We start from the raw sequence: 23,967 nt of genomic DNA on the forward strand, positions 1-23,967 counted from the left end.
CTCAATCCTCCTTGTTCAGGCGCGCCTTGAGCGCGGCGAGATCGGCTTCGACCTTTTCGTTCGTGCGCAGTTCGGCGATCTCTTCGTCGAGCGTTTTCTGCGGACCGCCCAGCGACAAGGCATCGGCGCGGCCTTCCGCCATGTCGACGCGGCGTTCGAGCACGTCGAAGCGCGAAAAGGCGTCCTGCGCCTTGGGCCCGGCATAGACCTCGCGCATCCGCACGCGGTTGGTGGCGCTCTCCAGCCGGGTCAGGATCGAATTCTGCCGGTTGCGCGCCTCGCGCAGCTTGGTCTGGAGCTTGGCGATATCCTCTTCCGACCCGCGCAGCGCATCGTCGAGCACCTTGATCTCGTCCTGAAGCTGTTCGGCCATGTCGCCGGCCTTCTGGCGTTCGATCAGCGCGGCCTTGGCGAGATCCTCGCGATCCTTGGACAGCGCCAACTCGGCTTTTTCGGTCCAGTTTTCCTGGAGCTTGTCGAGCTTGGCGATATGCCGGCGCATCTCCTTCTGGTCGGCGATGGTGCGCGCGGCCGACGCGCGAACCTCGACCAGCGTTTCCTCCATCTCGAGGATGATCATGCGGATCATCTTGGCCGGGTCTTCGGCCTTGTCGAGCAGGTCGGTGAAGTTGGCGGCAATGATGTCTCGGGTCCGTGAGAAGATACCCATGTGGTAATGCTCCTTGGTCAATGGGCTGCCGGGGCGGGGCAGGGGGCGTCCCACCCCGGCGCGTCGGGTCAGGCGAGGGGGCCGACGGCGACGCTATCGGATGACGGGGCGGCCGTCACGTGGGCGGGGGCGACCGCGCCCAGCACGCAGGCGGCGCTGAAGACGAGGGTGCACGCGATCGTGGCGGTAGTGCGGGCGATGGTCTCGAACTTGAACATGGCGAATTCCTGATCTTGAGGTCGGGTCCGTCGCTTGGGCGGAGATGTCGGGTGCTCTGCATGCGGCGTGCCAAATGCGTGGCAGGCAAAAAATCGCTCTTTTCGGCGCTGCTTTAGGTGCATCATACACTTTGTATCTTGCCAACCCTTGGTGAATTGCGCCAATGCTTGGCCATGGAGCGAACCACCCAGGTCATCGGCCAGTCAGGGGCCTTTCTCGACGCGCTCGAACGCGCCAGCCGTGCCGCCGCACTCGATCGGCCGGTGCTCGTGATCGGCGAGCGCGGCACCGGCAAGGAGCTTGTCGCCGAGCGTCTCCATCGCCTGTCGCCGCGCTGGGATCAGCCGCTCGTCATCATGAATTGCGCCGCGCTCCCCGAAACGCTGATCGAGGCCGAATTGTTCGGGCATGAGGCGGGCGCCTTCACCGGCGCCACCAAGGCGCGCGTCGGGCGGTTCGAGGAGGCGCACGGCGGCACGCTGTTCCTCGACGAACTCGGCACGCTGTCGATGGCGGCGCAGGATCGGCTGCTGCGCGCGGTCGAATATGGAGAGATCACCCGGATCGGCTCGTCGCGCCCGATCCGGGTCGACGTGCGGATCGTCGCCGCGACCAACGAACATTTGCCTGCCAAGGTCGCGGCGAATGCGTTTCGCGCCGATCTGCTCGATCGGCTGTCGTTCGAGGTCGTGACATTGCCGCCGCTGCGCGCGCGCAAGAGCGACGTGATGGTGCTCGCCGAATATTTCGGGCGCCGCATGGCCTCTGAAATCGGCTGGGCGGACTGGCCCGGATTCGGCGCCGAAGCGACCGACGCGCTGATCGAATATGGCTGGCCCGGCAATGTCCGCGAACTGCGCAACGTCATCGAACGCGCGGTCTATCGCTGGGAACGCGAAGGCCCGATCGAGGCGATCGAATTCGATCCGTTCGTGTCGCCCTATCGCCCGGCCGCGCCCGCTGGGGATCGCGCCGCGCCGCCTGCTGCCGAGCCGGCCGCGACGGAGGACGAAGACCCCGTCACCGCATGCGAGGAAGGCCCGTCGGACTTCAAATCGCGCGTGTCGCGCTTCGAACATCAGTTGCTCAGGCGCGCGCTTGCGGACAACCGCTTCAACCAGCGCGCGACTGCCGAAGCATTGGGACTGACCTACGATCAGCTCCGCCACGCGCTGCGTCGCCATGATCTGCTCGGCGGGGCAAGCTGATCGGCGAATTTCGGATCACCCCCAAAAGAAAGCAACGGGCCGGTTGCGTAACGACCCTCGCGGACCCATTTTGGGGTCCCGGCGTTGCCCATAGCAACCCCCCGATCATAACAAGGAGAAAAGCCATGGCTTTCGAACTGCCGCCGCTTCCGTACGATTACAGCGCGCTGGCGCCGACGATCAACGAGGAGACGATGAAGCTCCACCACGGCAAGCACCACGCGGCCTATACCGCGAACCTCAACGCCGGCGTCACCGAAGGCGGGCTTGAGGGCAAGTCGATCGAGGAAATTCTCGGCCAGGCGTCCAAGGTATCGGCCAAGGTCCGCAACAATGGCGGCGGCTATTGGAACCATGATTTCTTCTGGAAGATCATGGCCGCAAACGGCGGCAGCCCCTCGGGCAAGCTCGCCGATGCGATCGCCGAATTCGGCGGGCTCGACAAGCTCAAGGAAGAATTCAACGCCAAGGGCGCGGGTCAGTTCGGCTCGGGCTGGGCCTGGCTGATCGCCGACAAGGCCGGCAAGCTCAAGATCACCTCGACCCCCAATCAGGATAATCCGCTGATGGATGCGGTGGCCGAAAAGGGCACGCCGATCCTCGGCAACGACGTGTGGGAACACGCATATTACCTCACCTATCGCAACGATCGCGGCGCCTATCTCAAGGCGTGGTGGGATGTCGTGAACTGGGATCAGGCCGCCAAGAATTACGCGTCCGCGCTCGCCTGAGCCGACGCATTTTCGCGAACCGACGAAGGCCCCGGGAAACCGGGGCCTTTTTCGTTACCCCTCGGGCGGTAGCTCGGTCACCGCTTTCTCGGCGATCGTCAGCCCGTGGCGCATCAGCATCGGCACATTGGCGACCGCGAACAGCAGCGTCAGCGGCAATGCGCCCCACAATTTGAAGCCCACCCAGAAATCCCAACTCGTCGATCGCCAGACGATTTCGTTGAGCAGCGCCATCGCCACGAAGAACACCGCCCAGTTGCGGGTCAGCTTGCGCCAGCCGAGCGCGTTGAGCCCCGGATAGGCCGCGCCGAGCAGCGCTTCGAGCAGCGGCCGCCCCGTCATCAGCCCGAACCCCAGCACACCCGCGAACATCGCGTAGAGGATGGTGGGCTTGAGCTGGATGAACCTGGGATCGTGGAAATAGATCGTCAGCCCGCCGAAAACGAGCACGAGCACGCCCGAAATCCACAGCATCGGCGAAATCCGCCCGAGCTTGATCCTCGAGACGATCAGCGCCGCGATCGTCGCCAGCACGAACGAGGCAGTCGCAAGAATGATCCGCGCGATCACCACCGCGCCGAGCTTGTCGACCCCGTCGAGAAACGGCGTCGCCCCGGCGACGATGCGCATCGCAACCTCCGCGGGAACGAGGAAATTGACCACGAAAAACACCACCAGCGGGGCATAATCCACCGCCATGCGCATGCCGGAAGAATCGTCACTTTGGGTCGGTTTAGCCATCAATCACTTCTTTTTTTCGTGGAGGCCCCGGTACATGTCCGGGGTGACAGGAATGCAGCGCGCGGGTTCGGGTTGCAGCCAAGGTCGATTATTTTCGCACGCTTTCGACGCCCGCGATGATCCGTGCGACCTCATGCGCGTCGAACGGCCGGAAATCCTCTACGCCCTCGCCCACGCCGATCGCGTGGATTGGCAGCGCGAATTTCTCGGCCGCTGCCACGAGCACACCGCCGCGCGCGGTGCCGTCGAGCTTGGTCATCACCAGCCCGGTCACGCCCGCGGTTTCCTTGAACACCTCGATCTGGCTGAGCGCGTTCTGGCCGGTGGTCGCGTCGAGCACGAGCACCACGTCGTGCGGGGCGGCCGGGTTCAACCGCCCGAGCACGCGCCGCACCTTGGAGAGCTCGTCCATCAGCTCGCGCTTGTTCTGGAGCCGCCCCGCGGTGTCGACGATCAGCACGTCGATCCCCTCGGCGGTGCCGCGCTTGACACCTTCGTACACCAGCCCCGCCGCGTCGCCGCCCTGTTCGCCGGCGACGATCGGCACCCCGATCCGATCGGCCCATATTTTCAACTGCCCGATCGCGGCGGCGCGGAAGGTGTCGCCGGCGACCAGCATCACCGAATAATCCTGCTCGGTCAGCAGATGCGCGAGCTTCGCGATCGTCGTCGTCTTGCCCGATCCGTTGACGCCGATGACAAGGATCACCTGCGGCCGCGGAAAGGCCTCGATCTCGATCGGCTTGGCGACCTTGGCGAGCGCGTTTTCGACCTCCTCGGCAACGACGAGGCGAATGCCCAGTTCCTCCATGTCGCGCTCATAGCTGCCCTCGGCGAGCCGGCCGCGGATGCGCGCGGCGGTCTCGGGGCCGAGATCGGACGCGATCAGCGCTTCCTCGATCTCGTCGAGCGTTTCCTCGTCGAGCCGCGCCAGCCCGAGCCCGGCGAGGTTGCCCACCAGCCGGTCGGACGTGCGTTTGAAGCCGCCCAGCAGCTTGTCGTGCCAGGATGTCTTGGTGGTCATTCGATGGTTCCGATCAAGGCGTTGTCCGCGACGCCGGTTATTCTTGCCGTGACGATCATTCCTGCTTCCGTTCGTGCTGAGCCTGTCGAAGCACCGTTCTTGTCCTGCGCGTCACCGCAAGAAGGACGGTCCCCTGCGATGGCCTGCGAAAGACAGGCGTTCAGGACAGGCGCCGACAAGCTCGGGGCGAACGGGGCGCGAAGCCGCACCTCGGCGAAATTCCCGGCATGGCCGCGATCGCCGGGCCGTTCGACCAGCACGTCCTGCGTCGTCCCGATCAGCCCTGCAAGCCAGCGCTGCCGCCGTACCTCGGCCGTCGCCCGCAGCGCGGCCGCGCGTGCCTTGCGGATTTCGGGCGCGACCTGCGGCATCCGCGCGGCGGGCGTGCCCGCGCGCGGCGAATAAGGGAAAATATGCGCATGGACGATGTCGCAATCGTCGATCAGCGCGCGGCTGTTGGCGGCCATCGCTTCGGTCTCGGTCGGGAAACCCGCGATCAGATCGGCACCGATCGCCAGTTCGGGGCGCGCTGCCTTCAATCGCGCGACGATCGCCACCGATTGCGCGCGGCTGTGGCGGCGCTTCATCCGCTTGAGGATCATGTCGTCGCCGGCCTGCAACGACAGGTGCAGGTGCGGCATGATCCGCTGCTCCTGCGTCACCAGCGCGAACAGCCGGTCGTCGATTTCGATCGAATCGAGCGACGACAGCCGCAGCCGGTCGAGCCGCGGCACATGGTGCAGGATGCGCTCGACGAGCTGGCCAAGGCTCGGCGCGCCGGGCAGATCGGGGCCGTAGCTGGTCAGGTCGACGCCGGTCAGCACCACCTCGCGATGCCCCGCGTCGACCAATGCCGCGATTCTGTCGATTACCGCGCCCGCGGGTACCGATCGGCTGTTGCCGCGGCCAAAGGGGATCGCGCAGAAGGTGCAGCGATGGTCGCAGCCGTTCTGCACCTCGACGAAGGAGCGGGTCTGGTCGGCAAAGCTCGCGGCGAGGTGCGGCGCGGTCTCGCGCACCCGCATGATATCGCCGACGACGACCGGCGTCGACGCGGCCCACGTGTCCGCCGTCAGTTTCTCGGCATTGCCGATCACGCGTGTCACCTCGGGCATCGCCGCGAAGCTGGCGGGGTCGATCTGCGCCGCGCAGCCGGTTACCGCGATTTTCGCCTCGGGCCTGCGGCGGTGCGCGCTGCGGATCGCGGCGCGAGTCTGCTTGATCGCGGCGTTGGTCACCGCGCACGAATTGACCACGATCAGGTCGTCGTCGCCAAGAAGCTGGCGGATCGTTTCGCTTTCCGCGATGTTCAGCCGACACCCGAGGGTGATGATTTCTGGCTCAGACATGGCAGGGGAGGGCCTTCATGGCGGACGATCTAGGGGTGCAGCCGAACGAAGTCTACGGATTGACGGAGGCGGTGCTCGCCTTCTGGTTCGACGAGGTGCCCGCGGCGAAGCGGTTCGCCAAGGACGCCGCACTCGATGCAACGATCAAGGCGCGCTTCGCCGGGCTTCTCGAAACGCTGGTCCGTACCGATGCCAGCGGCTGGCGCGGCGATCCGCGCAGCTTGCTCGCGGCCGTCATCGTGCTCGATCAATTCTCGCGCAACATCCATCGCGGGCAAGCACAGGCCTTCGCCGCCGATCCGCTCGCGCTATCGCTGACCCGGCACGCGATCGCGCAGGGCTGGGATACGGGCATGACCGCCACCGAACGCCAGTTCCTCTACCTGCCGATGATGCACGCCGAAGACGCCGCGACCCAGCAGGAGAGCCTCGCCTTTTTCGCGACGCTGAACGACGATCATATCTTCGGTTTCGCGAAGGATCATGCCGAGGTGATTGATCGCTTCGGCCGTTTCCCCGCGCGCAACGCCGCGCTCGGCCGCGTCTCGACCCCGGGGGAGGAGGATTATCTCAGCCAGCCCGGCGCCGGGTGGTGATATCGGGGTCGCTGGGCCCCGGCGGCACGGCGAGCGCGGGCGTGATCAGCCGGCGCTCGGCGAGGAGTTTGCGGACATTGGTGCGGTTGAGCGGCCGGCCGTAGAGCCAGCCCTGGCCGCGTGCGCAGCCCAGCGCGAGCACGCGCTCTGCGATTGCCTTGTCCTCGATTCCCTCGGCGGTGATCGGCAGATGGAGGCTCTCGCCCAGCCGGGCGATCGCCCCGATGATCGCGGCGCTTTCGGCATTGTCGTTGATCGAGGTGACGAAGCTGCGGTCGATCTTGATCCGGTCGAACGGCAGCGCGCGTAGATGGGCGAGCGAGCTGTAGCCGGTGCCGAAATCGTCGAGCGCGATGCCGATGCCCTGATTCTTGAGGCTGCCGACGATCGATTGCGCGAGCGCGAGATTCTCGAACAGCGCGCTTTCGGTGATCTCGACCTCGAGCCGCGCGGCGGGATAATTCGTCTCGGTGAGCAGCTTGATGATCTTCTGGGCAAGCCAGGGATCGCGCAATTGCCATGGTGAAATATTGACCGACAGGCTGAGCGACGGATCCCAGTCGCGCGCCGCCATCAACGCCTGTCGCATCACCGACAGCGACAGATCGGCGATCATCCCGGTTTCCTCGGCGATCGGGATGAAGTCCTTGGGCGCGATCAGCCCGCGGTGCGGATGCTCCCAGCGCGCGAGCACCTCGAAGCCATGGAGATGGCCGGTGGCGAGATCGATCTGTTGTTCGAAATAGGGGACGATCTCGTTGCGCGGGATCGCCGCGCGCAGGCCGGTCTCAAGCGCGTTGCGGGCGTGCAGTTCACGCTCCATCGACGCATCGAACCAGGCAAAGCGATTCCGCCCGGCTTTCTTGGCGGCGTACATCGCGATATCGGCGCTGCGCAGCAGGCCGTCGATCGAGGCGCAGTCGAAATCGGATCGGGCGATCCCCAGCGACGCGCTGACGTGGAAATGCACACCGTCGGCCGTCACCGGCTCGGCGAGCCTTGAAACGAGTCGTTCGGCCATCCGGTCGACGGTGTCGGGATGGTCGGGATCGAACAGCATCGCGCAGGCGAATTCGTCGCCGCCGAAGCGCGCGGCAAGCGCGCCGGGCGGCAGCAGGTCGCCGATGCAGGCGGCAACGCAGCGCAGCAACGCGTCGCCGGTGGCATGGCCGTGCATGTCGTTGACGGTCTTGAAATGATCGAGATCGAGCAGCAGCAGCGCCAGTGCCTTCTGGCGACGCCGGGCCTGGGTGAGCAGCATCGCGCCCTGTTCGGTCAGCGAGCGGCGGTTGAGAAAGCCCGTCAACGGATCGCTCGCGGCCAGCGCGCGCGCTCTCTCCTCGGCGGCGGTGCGCATGCCCAGTGCCTTTGACAGCGACGCGTGGCGGCGCCAGCCGAACAGGATCAGCGCGATATTGAGGAGCAACGCAATCGTCAGCGCGCGTTCGGGTGGGGCGGCATCGTGGATATAGACCGCCACGATCCGTGATAAAGCCGCACCGCCGACCCCCAGAAACAGCAGAATGGCCGCACCGGTAACGATCGGCGTCACGATATCGCGATCGGGCCGCTGCACCGGCGACTCGATCTCCACCGTCTCGATCGCCATATTCCGACATTCCCCTTGTCGCCCGATGGTCCTTGTCCCCCATCACGCGTATAGAAGGGGTTAAGGCGTATCGGTCGGTTGCGCGCGGGGCCGCTTTGCGTTATCGGGCGCCCCGAACGTTCCGCACAGGAGCGAAGGCACCCGTCCCGCGTGGGCGACGCCGGCCGACGAGGTTTCGTCCGCCGGCGTATTTTGCGTTGGTGGCCATCGTTTTCTCGCGGCACGGATTGGAGTGGTTATGTTCGATAGCTTGAGCGACAGGCTTGGCGGTGTTTTCGATCGGTTGCGCGGCCGCGGCGCGCTGACCGAGGCCGACGTGCGCGCCGCGATGCGCGAGGTGCGCGTCGCGCTGCTCGAGGCCGATGTCGCGCTGCCGGTCGCGCGGCAGTTCGTCGACGACGTCACCGAAAAGGCGATCGGCCACAATGTGCTGCGCTCGGTCACGCCGGGGCAGCAGGTCGTCAAGATCGTCTCCGACGCGCTCACCGAAATGCTCGGGTCGGATCAGTCCGAACTGCTGCTCGACGTCACCCCGCCCGCGGTGGTGATGATGGTCGGGCTGCAAGGCTCGGGCAAGACCACCACGTCGGCCAAGATCGCCAAACGGCTCAAGGACAAGGACCGCAAGAAGGTCCTGATGGCGTCGCTCGACGTCAATCGCCCTGCCGCGCAGGAACAGCTTGCCACGCTGGGCACGCAGACCGAGGTCGCGACGCTCCCGATCGTCGCGGGCCAGCGCCCGGTCGAGATCGCGCAGCGCGCGATGCAGGCGGCGAAGCTCCAGGGCTATGACGTCCTGATCCTCGACACCGCCGGGCGCCTCCACGTCGATCAGGCGCTGATGGACGAGATGAAGGCGATCGCCGACGTCTCCAATCCCGCTGAAATCCTGCTCGTGGTCGATTCGCTGACCGGGCAGGACGCGGTCAACGTCGCGCAGAATTTCTCGGAGCAGGTGCCGCTCACCGGTGTCGTCCTGACCCGCATGGATGGCGATGCGCGCGGCGGTGCGGCGCTGTCGATGCGCGCGGTCACCGGCAAGCCGATCAAGTTCGCCGGGACGGGCGAGAAGCTTGACGCGATCGAGGCATTCCACCCGCAACGCGTCGCCAGCCGTATCCTCGGCATGGGCGACGTCGTCAGCCTCGTCGAGAAGGCCGCGGAATCGATCCAGGCCGAAGATGCCGAGCGGATGGCGAACAAGCTCGCCAAGGGTCAGTTCGATATGAACGACCTGCGCGGCCAGCTGGCGCAGATGCGCCGGATGGGCGGGCTGGGCGCGCTCGCGGGGATGATCCCGGGGATGAAGAAGGCGCAGGCCGCGATGGCCTCGGGCGCGGTCGACGACAAGATCCTGATCCACATGGATGCGATGATCGGCTCGATGACCCAGCAGGAGCGCGACAAGCCGGCGCTGATCAACGCCAAGCGCAAGATCCGCATCGCCAAGGGGTCGGGCACGACGGTGCAGGAGGTCAACAAGCTCCTCAAGATGCACCAGGAAATGTCCTCGGCGATGAAGAAGATCCGCAAGATGGGCGGGATGAAGGGGCTGCTCGGGATGCTCGGCAAGGGCGGCATGGGCGGCCTCGGCAACCAGCTCGGCGGCGCGCAGATGGGCGACATGATGAAGGGGATGGATGCCGGGCTTCCGGGGCTTCCCAACGGTCCCAAGAACATGCCCAACGTGCCCCCCGGCTTTGAGAATTTCATGAAGAAGAAGTGACGCGCTCCGGCGGCCATCCCGGCGGTCAGGGCAAAATATCCATCAAAAAACCTCCGGCGCGTGCCGGAGCGAAGATCGAAAGAAGGAAGTAACGACAATGGCACTCAGCATTCGTCTGTCGCGCGGCGGCTCCAAGAAGCGTCCCTATTACCGCATCGTCGTCGCCGACGCGCGCAGCCCGCGTGATGGCCGCTTCATCGAGCGGATCGGCAATTACAACCCGCTCCTCGCCAAGGATGACGAGAAGCGCGTCCAGATCGACGGCGATCGCGCCAAGCATTGGCTCAGCGTTGGCGCGCAGCCGACCGATCGCGTCGCGCGCTTCCTCGATGCCGCCGGCGTGCGTGAGCGCGCGGCGCGCAACAACCCCAAGAAGGCCGAGCCCGGCGAAAAGGCCAAGGAGCGCGCCGAGGAGCGGGCCGAGAAGCTGAAGGCGCAGCAGGAAGCCGAAGCCGAAGCCAAGGCAGCCCCCGCGCCGGCGCCGGTTGAGGAAGCCCCCGCCGCAGCCGAGGCCGACGTCGTCGAGACTGCCGCCGAGGAAACCCCGGCGGCTGAAGCGGCGGCCGAAGAAAAGCCCGCCGAGGCCTGATGTCAGCCCCCTCCCGCGTGCGGGAGGGGCAGGGAGGGCGTGTCGATATGCCGTCGCATCACTCAACCAGCTCTCCTCTGTCCCCTCCCGACGGCGGGGACGGCGATCGTCCGATCACGCTGGCCGCCATCATCGGCGCGCACGGCGTGACGGGCGAGGTCCGGCTCAAACTCTTCACCGATGATCTGAAGCCCTATCGGGCCTTCAATGGCGGGGCGCTGACGCTCAAATCGGTGCGCGTCGGCCCCAAGGGGGCGATCGCGCGCTTCGCCGAAATCCCCGATCGTACCGCCGCGGAAAAACTGCGCGGCACCGCGCTCACCGTCCTGCGCGCCGAGCTCCCGCCGCTCGGCGAGGGTGAATATTATCATGTCGACCTGGTCGGCCTGCCGGTCGTCACCGATGCGGGCACTCCTGCCGGCCGCGTCGTCGCGGTCGAGAATTTCGGTGCCGGCGACCTGATCGATGTCGAGGATGCCGCGGGCCGCCGCGTGCTCGTACCCGTCGCCGTCGCCGAGATCGGCGCCACCGCGATCGTCCCGGCCGCTTTCCTCGAATAACCGGCGCTGTTCCAATATTCCGTCACCCCGGACGTGTTCCGGGGTCCAACGTGCCGCGCGCGCAGGCGCCCCGGTTCTGGAAGATCATCCGCTCCACCGTTCGCCCTGAGCTTGTCGAAGGGCCGTCGTTCTTCCCGACGCCGCAAGGAGGATGGCTCGTTTCCCATGCCGCAAGCGCCCCCGCGAAAAACTTATGTTCCACTCTTGTTCTACTGGAACAAATGCGATACACACTGCTCCACATTGAACGCGTCACGTGATTGCTTTAGCGACGGGAGCCTTTCCAATGGCAGCGAACTTGAAGGTCATCGATAGCGGCATGGCAATAGCGAATTCGGACAGGCAGAAGGCGCTCGACGCCGCATTGGCGCAGATCGATCGCGCCTTCGGCAAGGGCTCGGCGATGAAGCTCGGGCAGAAAGAGGCGATGCAGGTCGAGTCGATCTCGACCGGCAGCCTTGGGCTCGATATCGCGCTCGGCGTCGGCGGCCTGCCGCGCGGCCGTGTGATCGAGATTTACGGCCCCGAAAGCTCGGGCAAGACGACGCTTGCGCTCCATGTCATCGCCGAGGCGCAGAAGAACGGTGGCACCGCCGCGTTCGTCGACGCCGAACATGCGCTCGATCCGGGTTACGCCAAGAAACTCGGCGTCGACATCGACGAACTGATCGTGTCGCAGCCCGATACCGGCGAACAGGCGCTCGAGATTGTCGATACGCTGGTCCGCTCGAACGCGATCGACGTGCTCGTGGTCGATTCGGTCGCGGCGCTGGTGCCGCGCGCCGAAATCGAAGGCGAGATGGGCGACAGCCATGTCGGCCTGCAAGCGCGGCTGATGTCGCAGAGCCTGCGCAAGCTGACGGGCTCGATCAGCCGGTCGCGCTGCATGGTGATCTTCATCAACCAGCTGCGCATGAAGATCGGCGTGATGTACGGCAATCCGGAGACGACCACCGGCGGCAACGCGCTCAAATTCTATGCGTCGGTCCGCCTCGATATCCGCCGCACCGGCCAGATCAAGGATCGCGACGATATCGTCGGCAACGCGACGCGCGTGAAGGTCGTCAAGAACAAGGTCGCGCCGCCGTTCAAGCAGGTCGAATTCGATATCATGTACGGCGAGGGCATTTCCAAGATCGGCGAGATCCTTGATCTCGGCGTCAAGGCGGGGCTGGTTGAGAAATCGGGCTCGTGGTTCAGCTACGACAGCGTCCGCATCGGTCAGGGGCGAGAGAACGCCAAGACCTTCCTCAAGGAGAATGCGGAAATGGCCGACCGCCTCGAAAAGGCGATCCGCACCCGCACCGACAAGGTCGCCGAGGAGATGATGACCGGCCCCGATGCCGACGACGATCTCTGATCGGCGCGATAATCTTCACGCGGCGTATCGGCGTCGCACACATGGAAAGGCTCGCCCGCAACGGCGAGCCTTTCAGCGTTTCGGGGATGGCGGTACACCCCTCCGGGCGTCAACTTTGTCAACTTAGGGAGAGCGATGCCGTGACGATCATCGTCCATCATCTCGAAAATTCACGCTCGCAGCGCGTGCTGTGGATGCTTGAAGAACTCGGGCTCCCCTATCAGGTCGAGCGTTATGCACGCGATCGCAAGACGATGCTTGCCCCGCCGGCGCTCGCCCGCATCCATCCGCTCGGCAAGTCGCCGGTGATCGTCGATGGCGACGCCGAGAACCGCGTCGTCGCCGAAACCGGCGCGATTATCGAATATCTGGTCGAGAAGGGCGATGGCCGCCTCGGCCCCCCTGCGCATCGCGAGTCGGCGCTGCGCTACCGCCATTTCCTCCATTATGCCGAAGGCTCGCTGATGCCGCCGCTGCTCGTCAAACTCGTGCTTGGCCGGGTGCCGGTGATGGGCAAAGTGGCGCAGAAGCGCTTCCAACCGATGATCGATGTCCATCTCGACTATGTCGAAGCCGAACTCGCATCGCGTCCGTGGTTCGCGGGCGACGCCATCACCGCCGCCGATATCATGATGAGTTTCCCGCTCGAGGCCGCGCGCAGCCGCGCCGGGCTCGATGCCAGCCGTCCGGCGACGCTGCGCTGGTTGGAGACGATCCACGCACGCCCCGCCTATCAGGCCGCGCTCGCCGCGGGTGGCCCCTATGCCTATGCGTAACCGGGGCAAGCCTGCTAGGGGGACCGGTCGCGCGATGCGCTTCAGGTGGTGTAAACAGGGCTAAGCGCGGGGGCGCCCGGCCGGATTGAGCGAAGGAGAAGGCATGGACGCTGCCGAACAGGCAACCGAGCGGCGTGGGCTTTCGCTGCAATATCAGATGTTGATCGGGTTCGTGGTCGGCCTGCTGGCCGGGCTCGCGGTGCATATCAGCGCCGCCGACGCGCCTTGGGTGGATGCGCTCACCACCTATGTCACCGCACCGATCGGTCAGGTGTTCCTGCGCTTGCTGTTCATGCTGGTCATCCCGCTGCTGTTCTCGGCGCTGGTGGTCGGGATCGCGGAGATGGGCGAAATTCGCTCGCTTCGTCGGGTAGGTTTGCGCACGCTGGGGCTCACCGTCGTGGTCTCGACGATTGCGGTGGCGATCAGCCTCCTCATGGTCAATCTGCTGCGGCCCGGTGACGGCGTCGATCCCGTGCTCGCCCAGGCGATGCTCGCCGATGCCGGTCCCGGCGCGAGCGCCATCCTCGCCCGCACCGGCGAGACCCCGTCGGGGCTCGAGGCGGTGCTGGCGATCGTGCCCTCGAACGTCGTCGGCGCGATGGCGGGGAACGACATTCTCGCGGTGATGTTCTTCGCCCTGTTCTTCGGCATCGGCATCGTGCTGACGCAGGACCGCCCCGAAGTGCAGACGCTCAAGCGCGCGATCGAGGGCGTGTTCGAGGTCGCGATGCGGCTCATCAACATCGTCATCCGTCTCGCGCCGCTGGCGGTGTTCTGTTTCATGTTCAACCTCGCCGCGCTGTTCGGCTGGGATTTGCTGGTGCGGCTGTCGGCGTTCGTCGGCGTGGTGATCGCTGCGCTGGGCGTGCAGATGTTCGTCGTCTTCCCGTTGTTGCTCATCGTGCTGGCGCGTCGCTCGCCGCTCGCTTTCTTCCGCGATACGCAGGAAGCCTCGGTGATGGCGTTTTCGACCGCTTCGTCGAACGCGACGCTGCCCACCTCGCTGCGCGTCGCGGATACCGAGCTCAAGCTGCCGCGCAAGGTCGCGCGGTTCGTCCTCACCATCGGCGCCACCGCCAATCAGAACGGCACCGCGATGTTCGAGGGCATCACCGTCCTGTTCCTCGCCCAGTTCTTCGGGGTCGAATTGACGATAGCGCAGCAGCTCATGGTGATGCTGGTGTGCATTCTCGGTGGGATCGGCACTGCGGGCGTCCCGGCAGGGTCGCTGCCCGTCGTCGCGCTGATCCTCGGGATGGTCGGGGTGCCGCCTGCAGGGATCGGGCTCGTCCTCGGCGTCGATCGTTTTCTCGACATGTGCCGGACCACGCTCAACGTCATCGGCGATCTCGTCCTTGCCACGATCGTCGCGGCGGCGGAGCCCGAGACCGATCGTCATGGCGTGGTGCTGGAGGACGCCGCGTGATGCGCGTGTCCCGCCGCACGGTGATCACGGCCGCCGCCGTCATGCCCTTTCTCGCACATACGGACCGGCTTGGCGCCGCCGTCCTCCGCGCGGCTGAACCCGATCTGTCCGCGCTGCGGGCGATCACCGGCAACGCGCGACCGATCGACGCGGCCGAGCGCGCGGCGCGGCTCACCCGCGCGCAGGCGTTGATGAAGGCCAATGGCATCGGCGCGGTGGTGCTCGAGCCGGGGGCGTCAATGGTCTATTTCACCGGCGTCCAATGGTGGCGCAGCGAACGGCTGACCGCCGCGGTGCTGCCGGCAGAAGGCACATTGTGCATTGTCACGCCCTTCTTCGAGGAACCCTCGGTCCACGAAACGCTGGCGGTGCCGGCCGAAATCCGCGTGTGGCAGGAGGATCAGGATCCACTCGCGATCGTGGCGGGCTTCCTCAAGGATCGCCAACTCACCGCCCAGCCGATCGCCATCGAGGAGAGCGTACGCTTCTTCGCGTTCGATGGGCTGCGCAAGGTGCTGCCCGAGGCGCGGCTGGTGTCGGCCAACCCGGTCGTGCGCGGGTGCCGGATGGTCAAGACCGCGGCCGAACTGGCGCTGATGCAGGTTGCGACCGACGTGACGATCGCCGCCTATCGCTGGCTTCATCCACGCGTCGAAACGGGGATGCGCCAGCAGGACGTCTCCGCGCTGATGAGCGCCGCGACGCGCGCGCTCGGCGGCAGCCCCGAATTCTCGATGTCTCTAATCGGCGAATCGGCCGCCTATCCACATGGCTCCAAACAACCGCAGACGGTCGACACGGGCCGTATCGTGCTGATGGATTGCGGCTGCACGGTCCACGGCTATCAGTCCGATGTGTCACGCACCTGGGTGCACGGCGGCAACGCGAGCGCCGAGCAGCGACAGGTCTGGGATCGCGTCCGCCACGGCCAGCAGATCGCGTTCGAGGCGGCCAAGCTCGGCGCGCCGGCGGGCAGTGTCGATGACGCGGTCCGCCAATATTACGAACGCCTCGGCTACGGCCCCGGCTACAAACTCCCGGGGCTGTCGCACCGCACCGGCCACGGCATCGGCCTCGATGGGCACGAACCGGTCAATCTGGTCCGGGGTGAGACGACAAAGCTCGCGCCGGGGATGTGTTTTTCGGATGAGCCGGGTCTCTACCTCCCCGGTAAATTCGGCGTGCGGCTGGAAGATTGCTTCTACATGACCGAGGCGGGGCCACGCTGGTTCTCGCAGCCGCCGTCGTCGATCGACCGGCCGATGGGATAGCCGGTCCCGCGCGGGCAGCGCCTAATGCGCGCCGCCCGCTTTGTGTCGTCTTGCCCGCGTCCGTCACTCCGCCTAGATCGCTCATCATGACCTCTACCAACGACATCCGCCGCTCGTTCCTCGATTACTTCGCGGGCACCGGCCACACCCGGGTGGCCTCCGCGCCGCTCGTGCCGCAGAACGATCCCACGCTGATGTTCGTCAACGCGGGCATGGTCCCGTTCAAGAACGTCTTTACGGGTTTGGAAACACGCCCGTTTTCGACCGCGACCTCGGCGCAGAAATGCGTGCGCGCGGGCGGCAAGCACAACGATCTCGACAATGTCGGCTATACCGCGCGGCATCACACCTTCTTCGAGATGATGGGCAATTTCTCGTTCGGCGCTTATTTCAAGGAACAGGCGATCACGCATGCGTGGACGCTGCTGACCAAGGATTGGGGTCTGTCGCCCGACAAATTGACCGCGACCGTCTACCATACCGATGACGAAGCGTTCGAGCTCTGGAAGAAGATTTCGGGGCTTCCCGAACACCGCATCATCCGCATCGCGACCAAGGATAATTTCTGGGCGATGGGTGAGGATGGTCCGTGCGGCCCGTGTTCCGAGGTTTTCTACGATCATGGCGAGCACATCCCCGGCGGCCCTCCCGGCAGCCCGGACGAGGATGGCGATCGCTTCGTCGAGATCTGGAACCTCGTCTTCATGCAATATGAGCAGGAAGCGGGCGAGATCACGGGCAATCTGCCCAAGCCGTCGATCGATACCGGCATGGGGCTCGAGCGCGTCGCCGCGGTGATGCAGGGCGTTACCGACAATTACGATACCGACACGTTCAAGGCGCTGATCGCCGAATCGGGGGCGCTCACGCAGACCGCGACCACGGGCGCGACGCAGGCGAGCCACCGCGTGATCGCCGATCATCTGCGCTGTTCGGGCTTTCTGGTCGCGGATGGCGTGCTGCCCGCGAACGAGGGCAGGGGCTATGTGCTCCGCCGCATCATGCGCCGCGCGATGCGCCACGCACATCTGCTCGGCGCCAAGGAGCCGCTGATGCACCGGCTGGTGCCGGCGCTGGTCGCCGAAATGGGCGTCGCTTATCCCGAATTGATCCGCGCCCAGCCGCTGATCGAGGCGACGTTGCAGCTCGAAGAAACACGTTTCCGTCAGACGCTCGACAAGGGGCTGAAACTGCTCGACGAGGCGACCGCGGGGATGAAACCCGGTGAGACGCTGTCGGGCGAGACCGCGTTCAAGCTCTACGACACCTATGGATTCCCCTACGACCTGACCGAGGATGCGTTGCGCGCGCACTCGTTCCAGGTCGATCGCGAAGGCTTCGACGCCGCGATGGCCGAGCAGCGCCGCGCCGCGCGGGCGGCGTGGAAGGGATCGGGCGACAAGGCCTCGGACGAACTCTGGTTCGATCTCGTCGAGGAAAAGGGCGGCACCGAATTCATCGGCTATACCGCCGAACAGGGCGAGGGCGAGATCATCGCGATCGTCCGCGATGGCGCGCGAGTCGATCGCGCCGGTGTGGGCGATACGGTCGACATCGTCACCAACCAGACGCCCTTTTATGGCGAGAGCGGCGGCCAGGTCGGCGATGCCGGAATATTAAGCAACGATAGCGGGTTGCGCGCTGTTGTTACCGACACAAGGAAATATCTCGGTCGGCTCTGGGCGCACCATGCGACGATTGAGGGTGGCGCGATTGCGGTTGGCGATTCGGTGCGCATGGAGGTCGATTCGGGTCGTCGTGCCGCGATCCGCGCCAACCATTCGGCGACGCACCTGCTGCACGCGGCGCTGCGGGCGCATCTGGGCACGCATGTCGCGCAAAAGGGCAGCCTTGTCGCGCCCGATCGACTGCGGTTCGATTTCTCGCAGCCGACCGCGTTGGAGGCAGCCGCGCTGGCCGACATCGAAAGCGATGTGAACGCCTATATCCGCCAGAACGACCCGGTCGAGACGCGGCTGATGACCCCCGACGAGGCAATCGCCGAGGGTGCGATGGCGTTGTTCGGCGAAAAATATGGCGACGAGGTGCGCGTCGTCTCGATGGGGCGCACTGGTGGCGACAATGCCCCGATCTACAGCCTCGAATTGTGCGGGGGCACGCATGTCGCGGCGACCGGCGACATCGGGCTGTTCAAGGTCATCAGCGAAGGCGCGGTATCGTCGGGCGTCCGCCGGATCGAAGCGCTGACGGGCGATGGTGCGCGGCGCTGGTTCGAGGCGCGCGACGAGAAATTGCGCGAAACCGCGGCGGTCCTCAAGGCGTCGCCCGATGAGGTGCCCGCGCGCGTCGCGGCGCTGGTCGAGGACCGCAAGCGGCTGGAACGCGAACTTGCCGAGGCGAAGAAGGCGCTCGCGCTTGGCGGTGGCGCTGCGCAGGCGGCTGGTCCCGAGCAGGTTGGTGGCACGGGCTTCCTTGCGCAGGTCGTCGACGGGCTCGATCCCAAGGGGTTGCGCGGCGCGGTCGACGAGATGAAGGCGCGGCTCGATTCGGGGGTCGCGATGCTGGTCGCGGTCAACGACGGTCGCGCTTCGGTCGCCGTCGGGATCACCGACGATCTCGCGGGCAAGGTCAGTGCGGTCGAACTGGTGCAGCGCGCCGTCGCCACGCTCGGCGGCAAGGGCGGCGGCGGTCGGCCCGATATGGCGCAGGGCGGCGGCCCCGATGGGAGCAAGGCCGACGATGCGGTCGCGGCGGTGCGCGCGGCGCTGGAAGAAAGCGCGATCGCGGCCTGAGCTATTGCGCCGCGGTCTCGACGACGGGGCCGGTCCAGCCGCCCGCCGTTGCGACATAGAGCCGCGCGACGTTCAGATACTGGCGCGCCTCGGCATCGACCATCGCCGACCTCGCGCGCTGGTACAGCCGCTCGCTTTCGAGGATCTGGAGGACGCCCGAATTGCCGACTTCGAAGCTGCGCCGCGACAGGTGCAACGAGCGTTGCGCCACGTCGATCGCCTGGCGCTGGTTGGCGACCGAGCGCGCGTCGCTGTCGAGCGCCTGAAGCAGATCGGCGACCTGCCCGAACGCCTCGAGCACGGTCTGCCGATATTGTGCTTGTGCAGCCTCGGCCTCATCGACCGCCGCACGTTTTTGGGCATTGAGCGTGCCGCCGTGGAAGATCGGGGCCGTCAGCCCGGCGAAGATATCGAAGCCCCGGAACGCGCCGCTGAACACGTCGCCTAAATGGGGTGCGCCCTGCGTGCCTGTTACGCCGAGCGTGATGTCGGGATAGAGCCGTGCGGTGGCGACGCCGATCGCGGCGGTTGCCGCGTGCCATTCGGCCTCGGCCTGAAGGATGTCGGGGCGCTTGTGGACGAGTTCGGACGGCAAGGTCACCGGTACATCGGCGGGCAGCGTGAAATCGGCGAGGTTGAAATCGGTCGGCCCCAGGTCGGCGGGCATCACCCCCACCAGGATCGCGAGTAAATGGCGCGCTTCGGCGAGCTGCTGACCGAGTTGCGGGATCTCGCCGCGATCGGCCTCATATTGGCTTTGCGCGTTGAGCACCTCGACCAGCGTGCCTTCGCCTGCCTGGCGGCGCTTTTCGGTGAGGTCGACGTTGCGCTGGTCTTCGCGGAGCAGCGCGTCGGCGGTGTCGATCCGGTCGCGGATCGCCGCGATCGTCAGCACCTGATTGACGACGCGGCCCGCGATCGACAGGTGAGCGGCCTCGGTCTGGCGGCGCTGCGCGTCGGCGCGCGCGGCCGCCTGTTCGATCGCGCGCTTGCGGCCGCCGAACAGGTCGAGATCGTACGACACGCCGCCGCCGACCGAATAGAGGTTGAATTCGGGGTTGCCGGTCCCGGATTGGAAGCCGAACGCCGCGAGGTTGGGCTGCTGGCGTTCGATCCGTGCATTGGCATCGACCTGCGGCAACCGCTTGCCGGCGGCGACGTTGACGTTCTCGATCGCAGCCTGAAGCGTCGCGTTGCTCGCCGCGAGGCTGTGGTTGTTGGCGATTGCCCGCGCCACCAGCGCGTCGAGATCGGTCGAGCCGAACGCCGTCCACCAGCTTTGCACCGGGCCCTGGCCCGCATCGGCCAGGGGGCCGGGCGCCGGGATGGCAACCGGATCGGCAGGCGAGCGATAGCTGGTGGTCGATGGCGCGGCGGGGCGTTCGAAATCCGGCCCCGACACGCAGCCGGCGAGCACCGAACCGGCTGCAAGCGCGGCAAAGAGAGGGCGAAACGACATCCGGGTCATCGGTTCAGTCCATGTGCATGATGGGTTGCTCGCCCGCCTGTTTGCGCGGCGGCCGCATCAGGAAAATGAGCGGCGAAATCAGGATGATGACGATGAACAATGCGTAGAACGCATCGATATAGGAGACCATCGCCGCCTGCCGCGTGATCTCGCCATTGAGCCGTGCGAGGCTTGTGACGGATGAGAAGTCGACGCCCGGCATCGCCTGAGCTAGGTTGGGATTGTCGGGCCGCACCGTTTCGACCAGCCGCGAATGGACGGTGGCGGCGTTGCGGACCGTCATCGCCTGCAACACCGAAATCCCGATCGACGATCCGATATTCCGGATCAGCGTGAACATCGCGGTGCCTTCGTTGCGATATTGGGGCGCGAGCGTCGCAAAGGCAATCGTCGACAGCGGCACGAACACCAGACCCGTGCCCAGCCCCTGGATGAAACCCGACTGGATGACGAGGCGTTCGTCCATATCGAGCGAAAAGCCCGCCATCATGTAGGTCGACCAGGCAACGAGCACCATGCCGACGCCGATCAGGATGCGCGAATCGACGCGTTTGATGAGTTGGCCGACGAGAACCATCGAGATCATCGCCCCCATGCCGCGCGGTGCGGTGACGAGGCCGGTCAACAATACCGGATAGCCCATTAGTTCCTCAAGCATCGGCGGAAGCAGCGCGAGCACCGCGAAGATCATCACCCCGAGGAAAAAGCCGAACAGCGAGCCGAACAGGAAATTCCTGTCCCTGAACAGCGCCAGATCGACGAATGGGTTCTTCGCCGTCAGCGTGTGGACGACGAACAGATAGAAAAACAGCACCATCAGCGCGCATTCGACGATGATCTCGGTCGAGGAGAACCAGTCGAGCTGCTGCCCGCGATCGAGCATCAGCTGCAACGCGCCGATCCCGAGCGCGAGCATCGCGAAGCCGAACGCGTCGAGCCGCACGCGGGTGGCGCTTCTGGTCTCGTGCAGAAACAGTGACAGGCCGAAAAAGGCGAGCACACCCACCGGCAAGTTGATGTAGAACACCCAGCGCCACGTGAAATTGTCGGTCAGCCAGCCGCCGAGCGCGGGGCCGATGATCGGCCCGAGGATCGCGCCCATGCCCCAGATCGCCATTGCGGGCCCGTGACGTTCGGGCGGGTTGATGTCGAGCAGGATCGCCTGGCTCATCGGTACCAGGGCGGCACCAAAGATGCCCTGAAGCAACCGGAACCCCACCAGTTCGCTCAGATTGGTGGCGATACCGCACAATCCCGATGCGATCGTGAAGCCGACGATCGAGATCTGCATCAGCCGCTTGCGTCCGAACCGGCCGGCGAGCCAGCCCGTCAGTGGCGTCATGATCGCGGCGGCGACGATGTACGAGGTCAACACCCAGGTGATCTGATCGGGCGACGCCGAGACGCTGCCGCGCATGTGCGGCAGCGCGACGTTGGCGATCGTCGAATCGAGCGAGTTCATCACCGTCGCCGCCATCACCGAGGCGGTGATGAACCGCCGCGTCATGGTGTCGGGATAGACGGCGGCGGTAGTCATCGAGCGGGCGTCGCGGGGGCTTTACTGGTGCCGAACAGGCGGCGTTTGTGCCCGGTATCGACCGTCGCCTCGACCGAGAGCCCCGCATGGAGCGGTACCTCGGCAGGGGGATTATCGATCGTGATTTCGACGGCAAGCCGTTGGACAACCTTGACCCAATTGCCGGTCGCGTTTTCGGCCGGGAGCACCGAGAAGCTGTTACCGGTGCCGGGGCTGAAGCTCGACAGATGGCCTTTGAGTTTGAGGCCAGGGAAAGCGTCGATCTCGATCGTCGCGGGCTGGCCCAGCCGCATGTAATGGAGCTGGCTTTCCTTGAAATTGGCTTCAACCCACACCCGGTCGCCGACCAGCGTGAAGACCGGCTGGCCCGCGTTCACATAATTGCCGACCTGGAGTTGATCGACCTTGGTGACGATCCCGTCCTGCGCGGCGCGTACGACGGTATAACCAAGGTTGAGCCGCGCGCGCTCGAGCACGGCCTGGGCCTTGGCGACCGCCGGCTGGCGATCGACGGGGGCGGTGACACTGCCGGTCAGTTGTGCGGCCACGCTCTCATTCGCCTGGCGGGCATTGACGATCGCACTACGGGCGTTCTGCGCGGCAAGTACCGCCTGATCGTACTGATTTTGCGACGAAATGCCCTCGGCGAGCAAGGCCTTTTGACGCGCGGCCTCGCGTTCTGCATAGCGTAACTTGTCTTGCGCGGCGGTCAGTTCGGCCTGCCCCTGCCGGTAATTGGCGCGCAGCGAGGCAACGCCGGTGCGCGCGCCGGCAAGCGCCGCCTCGGCCTCGTCGGCAGCGGCCTGATAGGGCGCGGGGTCGATCCGGAACAATATGTCGCCCTGTTTGACATGCTGGTTGTTGCGCACCTCAACCGCGATCACGCGACCGGCAATGTTGGGGCTGACGGCACCTTGGCCCGATTGCAGATAGGCATTGTCGGTCGTCTCGTAGCGGCCGCCATGGAGGTAATAGGCGATCCCGGCCAGCAGCAGCACGATCGGCCCGAGCAAGAGCAACGCGGTACGCACCCGCCGACGTCCGCCGGAAGGTTCGGGGTCCGCCTCTTCGCGACCGGCGATGAGTGCGTCGCCGGCAACGTCATGTCCCCGCGTCTCTGGGTCGGTGGCGCCAGCGGGCGGCGGATCGAAGGAAGGCGACATCTCTGTCACGACGTTTCCTTTTTTGAGGCTTTGCGAAGGATGGAGGGGCTGCGCTACGTTATGCGGCGGCACAGTATCTAGTGCGCCGCACAATTGGCGCTAATGATTATTCGTCCCATAAATTATGAAGGCGATGCATGAGCGAAATCGATCTGAACCTGCTCCGCGTCTTCGATACGCTGTTCGAACTCGGCAACGTCACCAAGGCGGGCGCGCGGCTGGGGCTGACGCAATCGGCGGTTAGTCATGCGCTTGGCCGGTTACGGCAATCGGTGGGCGATCCGCTGTTTGTGCGCGCGCCGGGGGGCTTGCAGCCGACCGCGCGCGCCATCGAGATCGCACCGGGGGTCCGCATGGGACTTTCGCAATTGCGTACGGCGTTGTCCCCGAGCGCGTTCGATCCGGGCACCGCCCATCGGCGCTTTACGATCGCGGCGGGATCGTATTTCTGTGCATTGCTCATTCCTCGTCTGCTGGCGCATGCCCGGCAGGTCGCACCGCACGTTTCGTTTCGCGTCCAGCCGCTTGGCGGTGACCTGCTCGTCGATCTCGACGAGGGGGCAGTCGACGTGGCGCTGGGCGCTTTCACCAAAATTCCAAAAAGGTTACGCGTAGAACCATTGTTCCAGGAGGAACTCGTCTGGATCGCGGCGGGCCGAAACGCATTGGTGGGCCGCAGATTGACCCCCGCCGACCTTGCCGAGCAACCGCGCGTGGTGATCGCGACAGGAAAACCGTTCGAAGCGCTGCGATTGCTGACCTCGGAAGGGGGGCTCGAACGTCGGACGATCATCGATACCAACGATCCACCGAACGGCACGACGACGGAGCCCCCGATATCGGTTTACGACGCAAGGACGGCGCTGGCAGTGGTCGGTCGCACCGATTGTATCGCGCTGGTGCCCAAACGCTTCGCACAGCAGGATGGGGCCCGGCTCGGCGTCGCGATTCTCGACGTTCCCGATAGCGGCGACGAAATCGGGCTGACGACCTTGTGGCACAGCAAGTTCGAGGAGGATGCCGGTGTTCGCTGGCTGCGCGAGACGATTTCGGCGCTTATCTAGAGCGGGATGACGTGGGATTGAATCGATAGGGGATTCACGAGGGCGTATAGATGTGATTCAAGATGCTGGCTGGGCATGGAGGCCAGCGAGCATGGCGCGACCTTATTCGATGGACCTGCGTGAG

Annotated in this window: 21 protein-coding genes; 12 read left to right on the top strand and 9 right to left on the bottom strand. The window is 65.6% G+C overall.

Annotated elements, in window-relative coordinates:
- Position 1: 1 nt before the first annotated feature.
- Both pspA and NFE57_RS03920 read right to left on the bottom strand, forming a co-directional pair.
- Complete coding sequence (gene pspA, locus NFE57_RS03915) at positions 2–670, bottom strand: phage shock protein PspA (protein ID WP_252134253.1); 669 nt, start codon at positions 668–670, stop codon at positions 2–4.
- Between the two features lie 68 nt (positions 671–738).
- Positions 739–888, bottom strand: a complete 150-nt coding sequence (locus NFE57_RS03920; protein ID WP_252134254.1) for a hypothetical protein — start codon at positions 886–888, stop codon at positions 739–741.
- A gap of 174 nt (positions 889–1,062) precedes the next feature.
- Between NFE57_RS03920 and pspF the strand changes: the two genes are divergently transcribed.
- Both pspF and NFE57_RS03930 read left to right on the top strand, forming a co-directional pair.
- Positions 1,063–2,097, top strand: coding sequence for a phage shock protein operon transcriptional activator (gene pspF / locus NFE57_RS03925; RefSeq protein ID WP_252134255.1), 1,035 nt, complete (start codon positions 1,063–1,065; stop codon positions 2,095–2,097).
- A gap of 125 nt (positions 2,098–2,222) precedes the next feature.
- Positions 2,223–2,828, top strand: coding sequence for a superoxide dismutase (locus NFE57_RS03930; RefSeq protein WP_252134256.1), 606 nt, complete (start codon positions 2,223–2,225; stop codon positions 2,826–2,828).
- Positions 2,829–2,882: 54 nt separating this feature from the next.
- Here the strand turns inward: NFE57_RS03930 and NFE57_RS03935 are convergent, their stop codons facing one another.
- From NFE57_RS03935 to mtaB, 3 genes are all read right to left on the bottom strand, one after another.
- Positions 2,883–3,569 carry an inner membrane-spanning protein YciB gene (locus NFE57_RS03935; protein ID WP_252134257.1) on the bottom strand — a complete coding sequence of 229 codons (687 nt, stop codon included), beginning with the start codon at positions 3,567–3,569 and terminating at the stop codon, positions 2,883–2,885.
- An 88-nt stretch (positions 3,570–3,657) separates the two neighbouring features.
- The gene (ftsY, locus tag NFE57_RS03940) at positions 3,658–4,593 is read right to left on the bottom strand and encodes a signal recognition particle-docking protein FtsY (RefSeq protein ID WP_252134258.1); all 936 of its coding nucleotides are present in this window, start codon (positions 4,591–4,593) and stop codon (positions 3,658–3,660) included.
- Positions 4,590–5,942 (bottom strand): tRNA (N(6)-L-threonylcarbamoyladenosine(37)-C(2))-methylthiotransferase MtaB, encoded by a 1,353-nt coding sequence (mtaB, locus tag NFE57_RS03945; protein ID WP_252134259.1) that lies wholly within the window; start codon positions 5,940–5,942, stop codon positions 4,590–4,592. Before mtaB ends, ftsY begins: the two co-directional genes overlap by 4 nt.
- Positions 5,943–5,959: 17 nt before the next feature.
- Between mtaB and NFE57_RS03950 the strand changes: the two genes are divergently transcribed.
- Positions 5,960–6,538, top strand: a complete 579-nt coding sequence (locus NFE57_RS03950) for a DUF924 family protein (protein ID WP_252134260.1) — start codon at positions 5,960–5,962, stop codon at positions 6,536–6,538.
- On the opposite strand, the gene NFE57_RS03955 is transcribed toward NFE57_RS03950, so the two are convergent.
- Positions 6,513–8,147 carry a putative bifunctional diguanylate cyclase/phosphodiesterase gene (locus NFE57_RS03955; protein ID WP_252134261.1) on the bottom strand — a complete coding sequence of 545 codons (1,635 nt, stop codon included), beginning with the start codon at positions 8,145–8,147 and terminating at the stop codon, positions 6,513–6,515. The two genes, NFE57_RS03950 and NFE57_RS03955, sit on opposite strands and share 26 nt — an antisense overlap.
- Positions 8,148–8,385: 238 nt before the next feature.
- Between NFE57_RS03955 and ffh the strand changes: the two genes are divergently transcribed.
- The 8 genes from ffh (at position 8,386) to alaS (ending at position 18,611) form a co-directional block, all read left to right on the top strand.
- On the top strand, positions 8,386–9,873 hold the full coding sequence (gene ffh, locus NFE57_RS03960; RefSeq protein WP_252134262.1) for a signal recognition particle protein: 1,488 nt from the start codon (positions 8,386–8,388) through the stop codon (positions 9,871–9,873).
- Positions 9,874–9,970: 97 nt separating this feature from the next.
- Complete coding sequence (gene rpsP / locus NFE57_RS03965; protein ID WP_252134263.1) at positions 9,971–10,462, top strand: 30S ribosomal protein S16; 492 nt, start codon at positions 9,971–9,973, stop codon at positions 10,460–10,462.
- Between the two features lie 47 nt (positions 10,463–10,509).
- The gene (gene rimM / locus NFE57_RS03970; RefSeq protein ID WP_252134264.1) at positions 10,510–11,022 is read left to right on the top strand and encodes a ribosome maturation factor RimM; all 513 of its coding nucleotides are present in this window, start codon (positions 10,510–10,512) and stop codon (positions 11,020–11,022) included.
- 286 nt (positions 11,023–11,308) lie between these two features.
- On the top strand, positions 11,309–12,382 hold the full coding sequence (gene recA / locus NFE57_RS03975) for a recombinase RecA (RefSeq protein ID WP_286207623.1): 1,074 nt from the start codon (positions 11,309–11,311) through the stop codon (positions 12,380–12,382).
- A gap of 140 nt (positions 12,383–12,522) precedes the next feature.
- Positions 12,523–13,158, top strand: coding sequence for a glutathione S-transferase family protein (locus NFE57_RS03980; RefSeq protein WP_252134265.1), 636 nt, complete (start codon positions 12,523–12,525; stop codon positions 13,156–13,158).
- Between the two features lie 103 nt (positions 13,159–13,261).
- A complete protein-coding gene (locus NFE57_RS03985) occupies positions 13,262–14,587 on the top strand; it encodes a dicarboxylate/amino acid:cation symporter (RefSeq protein WP_252134266.1) in 1,326 nt (441 codons plus the stop codon).
- A complete protein-coding gene (locus NFE57_RS03990) occupies positions 14,587–15,858 on the top strand; it encodes a M24 family metallopeptidase (RefSeq protein ID WP_252134289.1) in 1,272 nt (423 codons plus the stop codon). The genes NFE57_RS03985 and NFE57_RS03990 overlap by 1 nt, the downstream gene beginning before the upstream one ends.
- 86 nt (positions 15,859–15,944) lie before the next feature.
- Positions 15,945–18,611 carry an alanine--tRNA ligase gene (gene alaS / locus NFE57_RS03995; protein WP_252134267.1) on the top strand — a complete coding sequence of 889 codons (2,667 nt, stop codon included), beginning with the start codon at positions 15,945–15,947 and terminating at the stop codon, positions 18,609–18,611.
- Position 18,612: 1 nt separating this feature from the next.
- Here the strand turns inward: alaS and NFE57_RS04000 are convergent, their stop codons facing one another.
- From NFE57_RS04000 to NFE57_RS04010, 3 genes are read right to left on the bottom strand one after another with little or no spacing between them, the layout of a single operon-like run.
- On the bottom strand, positions 18,613–20,070 hold the full coding sequence (locus tag NFE57_RS04000) for an efflux transporter outer membrane subunit (RefSeq protein WP_252134268.1): 1,458 nt from the start codon (positions 20,068–20,070) through the stop codon (positions 18,613–18,615).
- 13 nt (positions 20,071–20,083) lie between these two features.
- Complete coding sequence (locus NFE57_RS04005) at positions 20,084–21,616, bottom strand: DHA2 family efflux MFS transporter permease subunit (protein ID WP_252134269.1); 1,533 nt, start codon at positions 21,614–21,616, stop codon at positions 20,084–20,086.
- On the bottom strand, positions 21,613–22,779 hold the full coding sequence (locus NFE57_RS04010) for an HlyD family secretion protein (protein WP_286207651.1): 1,167 nt from the start codon (positions 22,777–22,779) through the stop codon (positions 21,613–21,615). Before NFE57_RS04010 ends, NFE57_RS04005 begins: the two co-directional genes overlap by 4 nt.
- Positions 22,780–22,916: 137 nt before the next feature.
- Here NFE57_RS04010 and NFE57_RS04015 point away from each other — a divergent pair, with 137 nt between their 5' ends.
- A complete protein-coding gene (locus NFE57_RS04015; protein WP_252134271.1) occupies positions 22,917–23,843 on the top strand; it encodes a LysR family transcriptional regulator in 927 nt (308 codons plus the stop codon).
- Positions 23,844–23,967 lie beyond the last annotated feature (124 nt).

The sequence above is a fragment of the Hephaestia sp. MAHUQ-44 genome, assembly GCF_023806085.1.
In the GTDB taxonomy this organism is placed as follows: domain Bacteria; phylum Pseudomonadota; class Alphaproteobacteria; order Sphingomonadales; family Sphingomonadaceae; genus Sphingomonas.

Coding starts and splice junctions, on each gene's coding strand:
- pspA (WP_252134253.1), bottom strand. CDS start 670: ATGGGTATCTTCTCACGGACCCGAGACATCATTGCCGCCAACTTCACC.
- NFE57_RS03920 (WP_252134254.1), bottom strand. CDS start 888: ATGTTCAAGTTCGAGACCATCGCCCGCACTACCGCCACGATCGCGTGC.
- pspF (WP_252134255.1), top strand. CDS start 1,063: ATGGAGCGAACCACCCAGGTCATCGGCCAGTCAGGGGCCTTTCTCGAC.
- NFE57_RS03930 (WP_252134256.1), top strand. CDS start 2,223: ATGGCTTTCGAACTGCCGCCGCTTCCGTACGATTACAGCGCGCTGGCG.
- NFE57_RS03935 (WP_252134257.1), bottom strand. CDS start 3,569: ATGGCTAAACCGACCCAAAGTGACGATTCTTCCGGCATGCGCATGGCG.
- ftsY (WP_252134258.1), bottom strand. CDS start 4,593: ATGACCACCAAGACATCCTGGCACGACAAGCTGCTGGGCGGCTTCAAA.
- mtaB (WP_252134259.1), bottom strand. CDS start 5,942: ATGTCTGAGCCAGAAATCATCACCCTCGGGTGTCGGCTGAACATCGCG.
- NFE57_RS03950 (WP_252134260.1), top strand. CDS start 5,960: ATGGCGGACGATCTAGGGGTGCAGCCGAACGAAGTCTACGGATTGACG.
- NFE57_RS03955 (WP_252134261.1), bottom strand. CDS start 8,147: ATGGCGATCGAGACGGTGGAGATCGAGTCGCCGGTGCAGCGGCCCGAT.
- ffh (WP_252134262.1), top strand. CDS start 8,386: ATGTTCGATAGCTTGAGCGACAGGCTTGGCGGTGTTTTCGATCGGTTG.
- rpsP (WP_252134263.1), top strand. CDS start 9,971: ATGGCACTCAGCATTCGTCTGTCGCGCGGCGGCTCCAAGAAGCGTCCC.
- rimM (WP_252134264.1), top strand. CDS start 10,510: ATGCCGTCGCATCACTCAACCAGCTCTCCTCTGTCCCCTCCCGACGGC.
- recA (WP_286207623.1), top strand. CDS start 11,309: ATGGCAGCGAACTTGAAGGTCATCGATAGCGGCATGGCAATAGCGAAT.
- NFE57_RS03985 (WP_252134266.1), top strand. CDS start 13,262: ATGGACGCTGCCGAACAGGCAACCGAGCGGCGTGGGCTTTCGCTGCAA.
- NFE57_RS03990 (WP_252134289.1), top strand. CDS start 14,587: ATGCGCGTGTCCCGCCGCACGGTGATCACGGCCGCCGCCGTCATGCCC.
- alaS (WP_252134267.1), top strand. CDS start 15,945: ATGACCTCTACCAACGACATCCGCCGCTCGTTCCTCGATTACTTCGCG.
- NFE57_RS04000 (WP_252134268.1), bottom strand. CDS start 20,070: ATGTCGTTTCGCCCTCTCTTTGCCGCGCTTGCAGCCGGTTCGGTGCTC.
- NFE57_RS04005 (WP_252134269.1), bottom strand. CDS start 21,616: ATGACTACCGCCGCCGTCTATCCCGACACCATGACGCGGCGGTTCATC.
- NFE57_RS04010 (WP_286207651.1), bottom strand. CDS start 22,779: ATGTCGCCTTCCTTCGATCCGCCGCCCGCTGGCGCCACCGACCCAGAG.
- NFE57_RS04015 (WP_252134271.1), top strand. CDS start 22,917: ATGAGCGAAATCGATCTGAACCTGCTCCGCGTCTTCGATACGCTGTTC.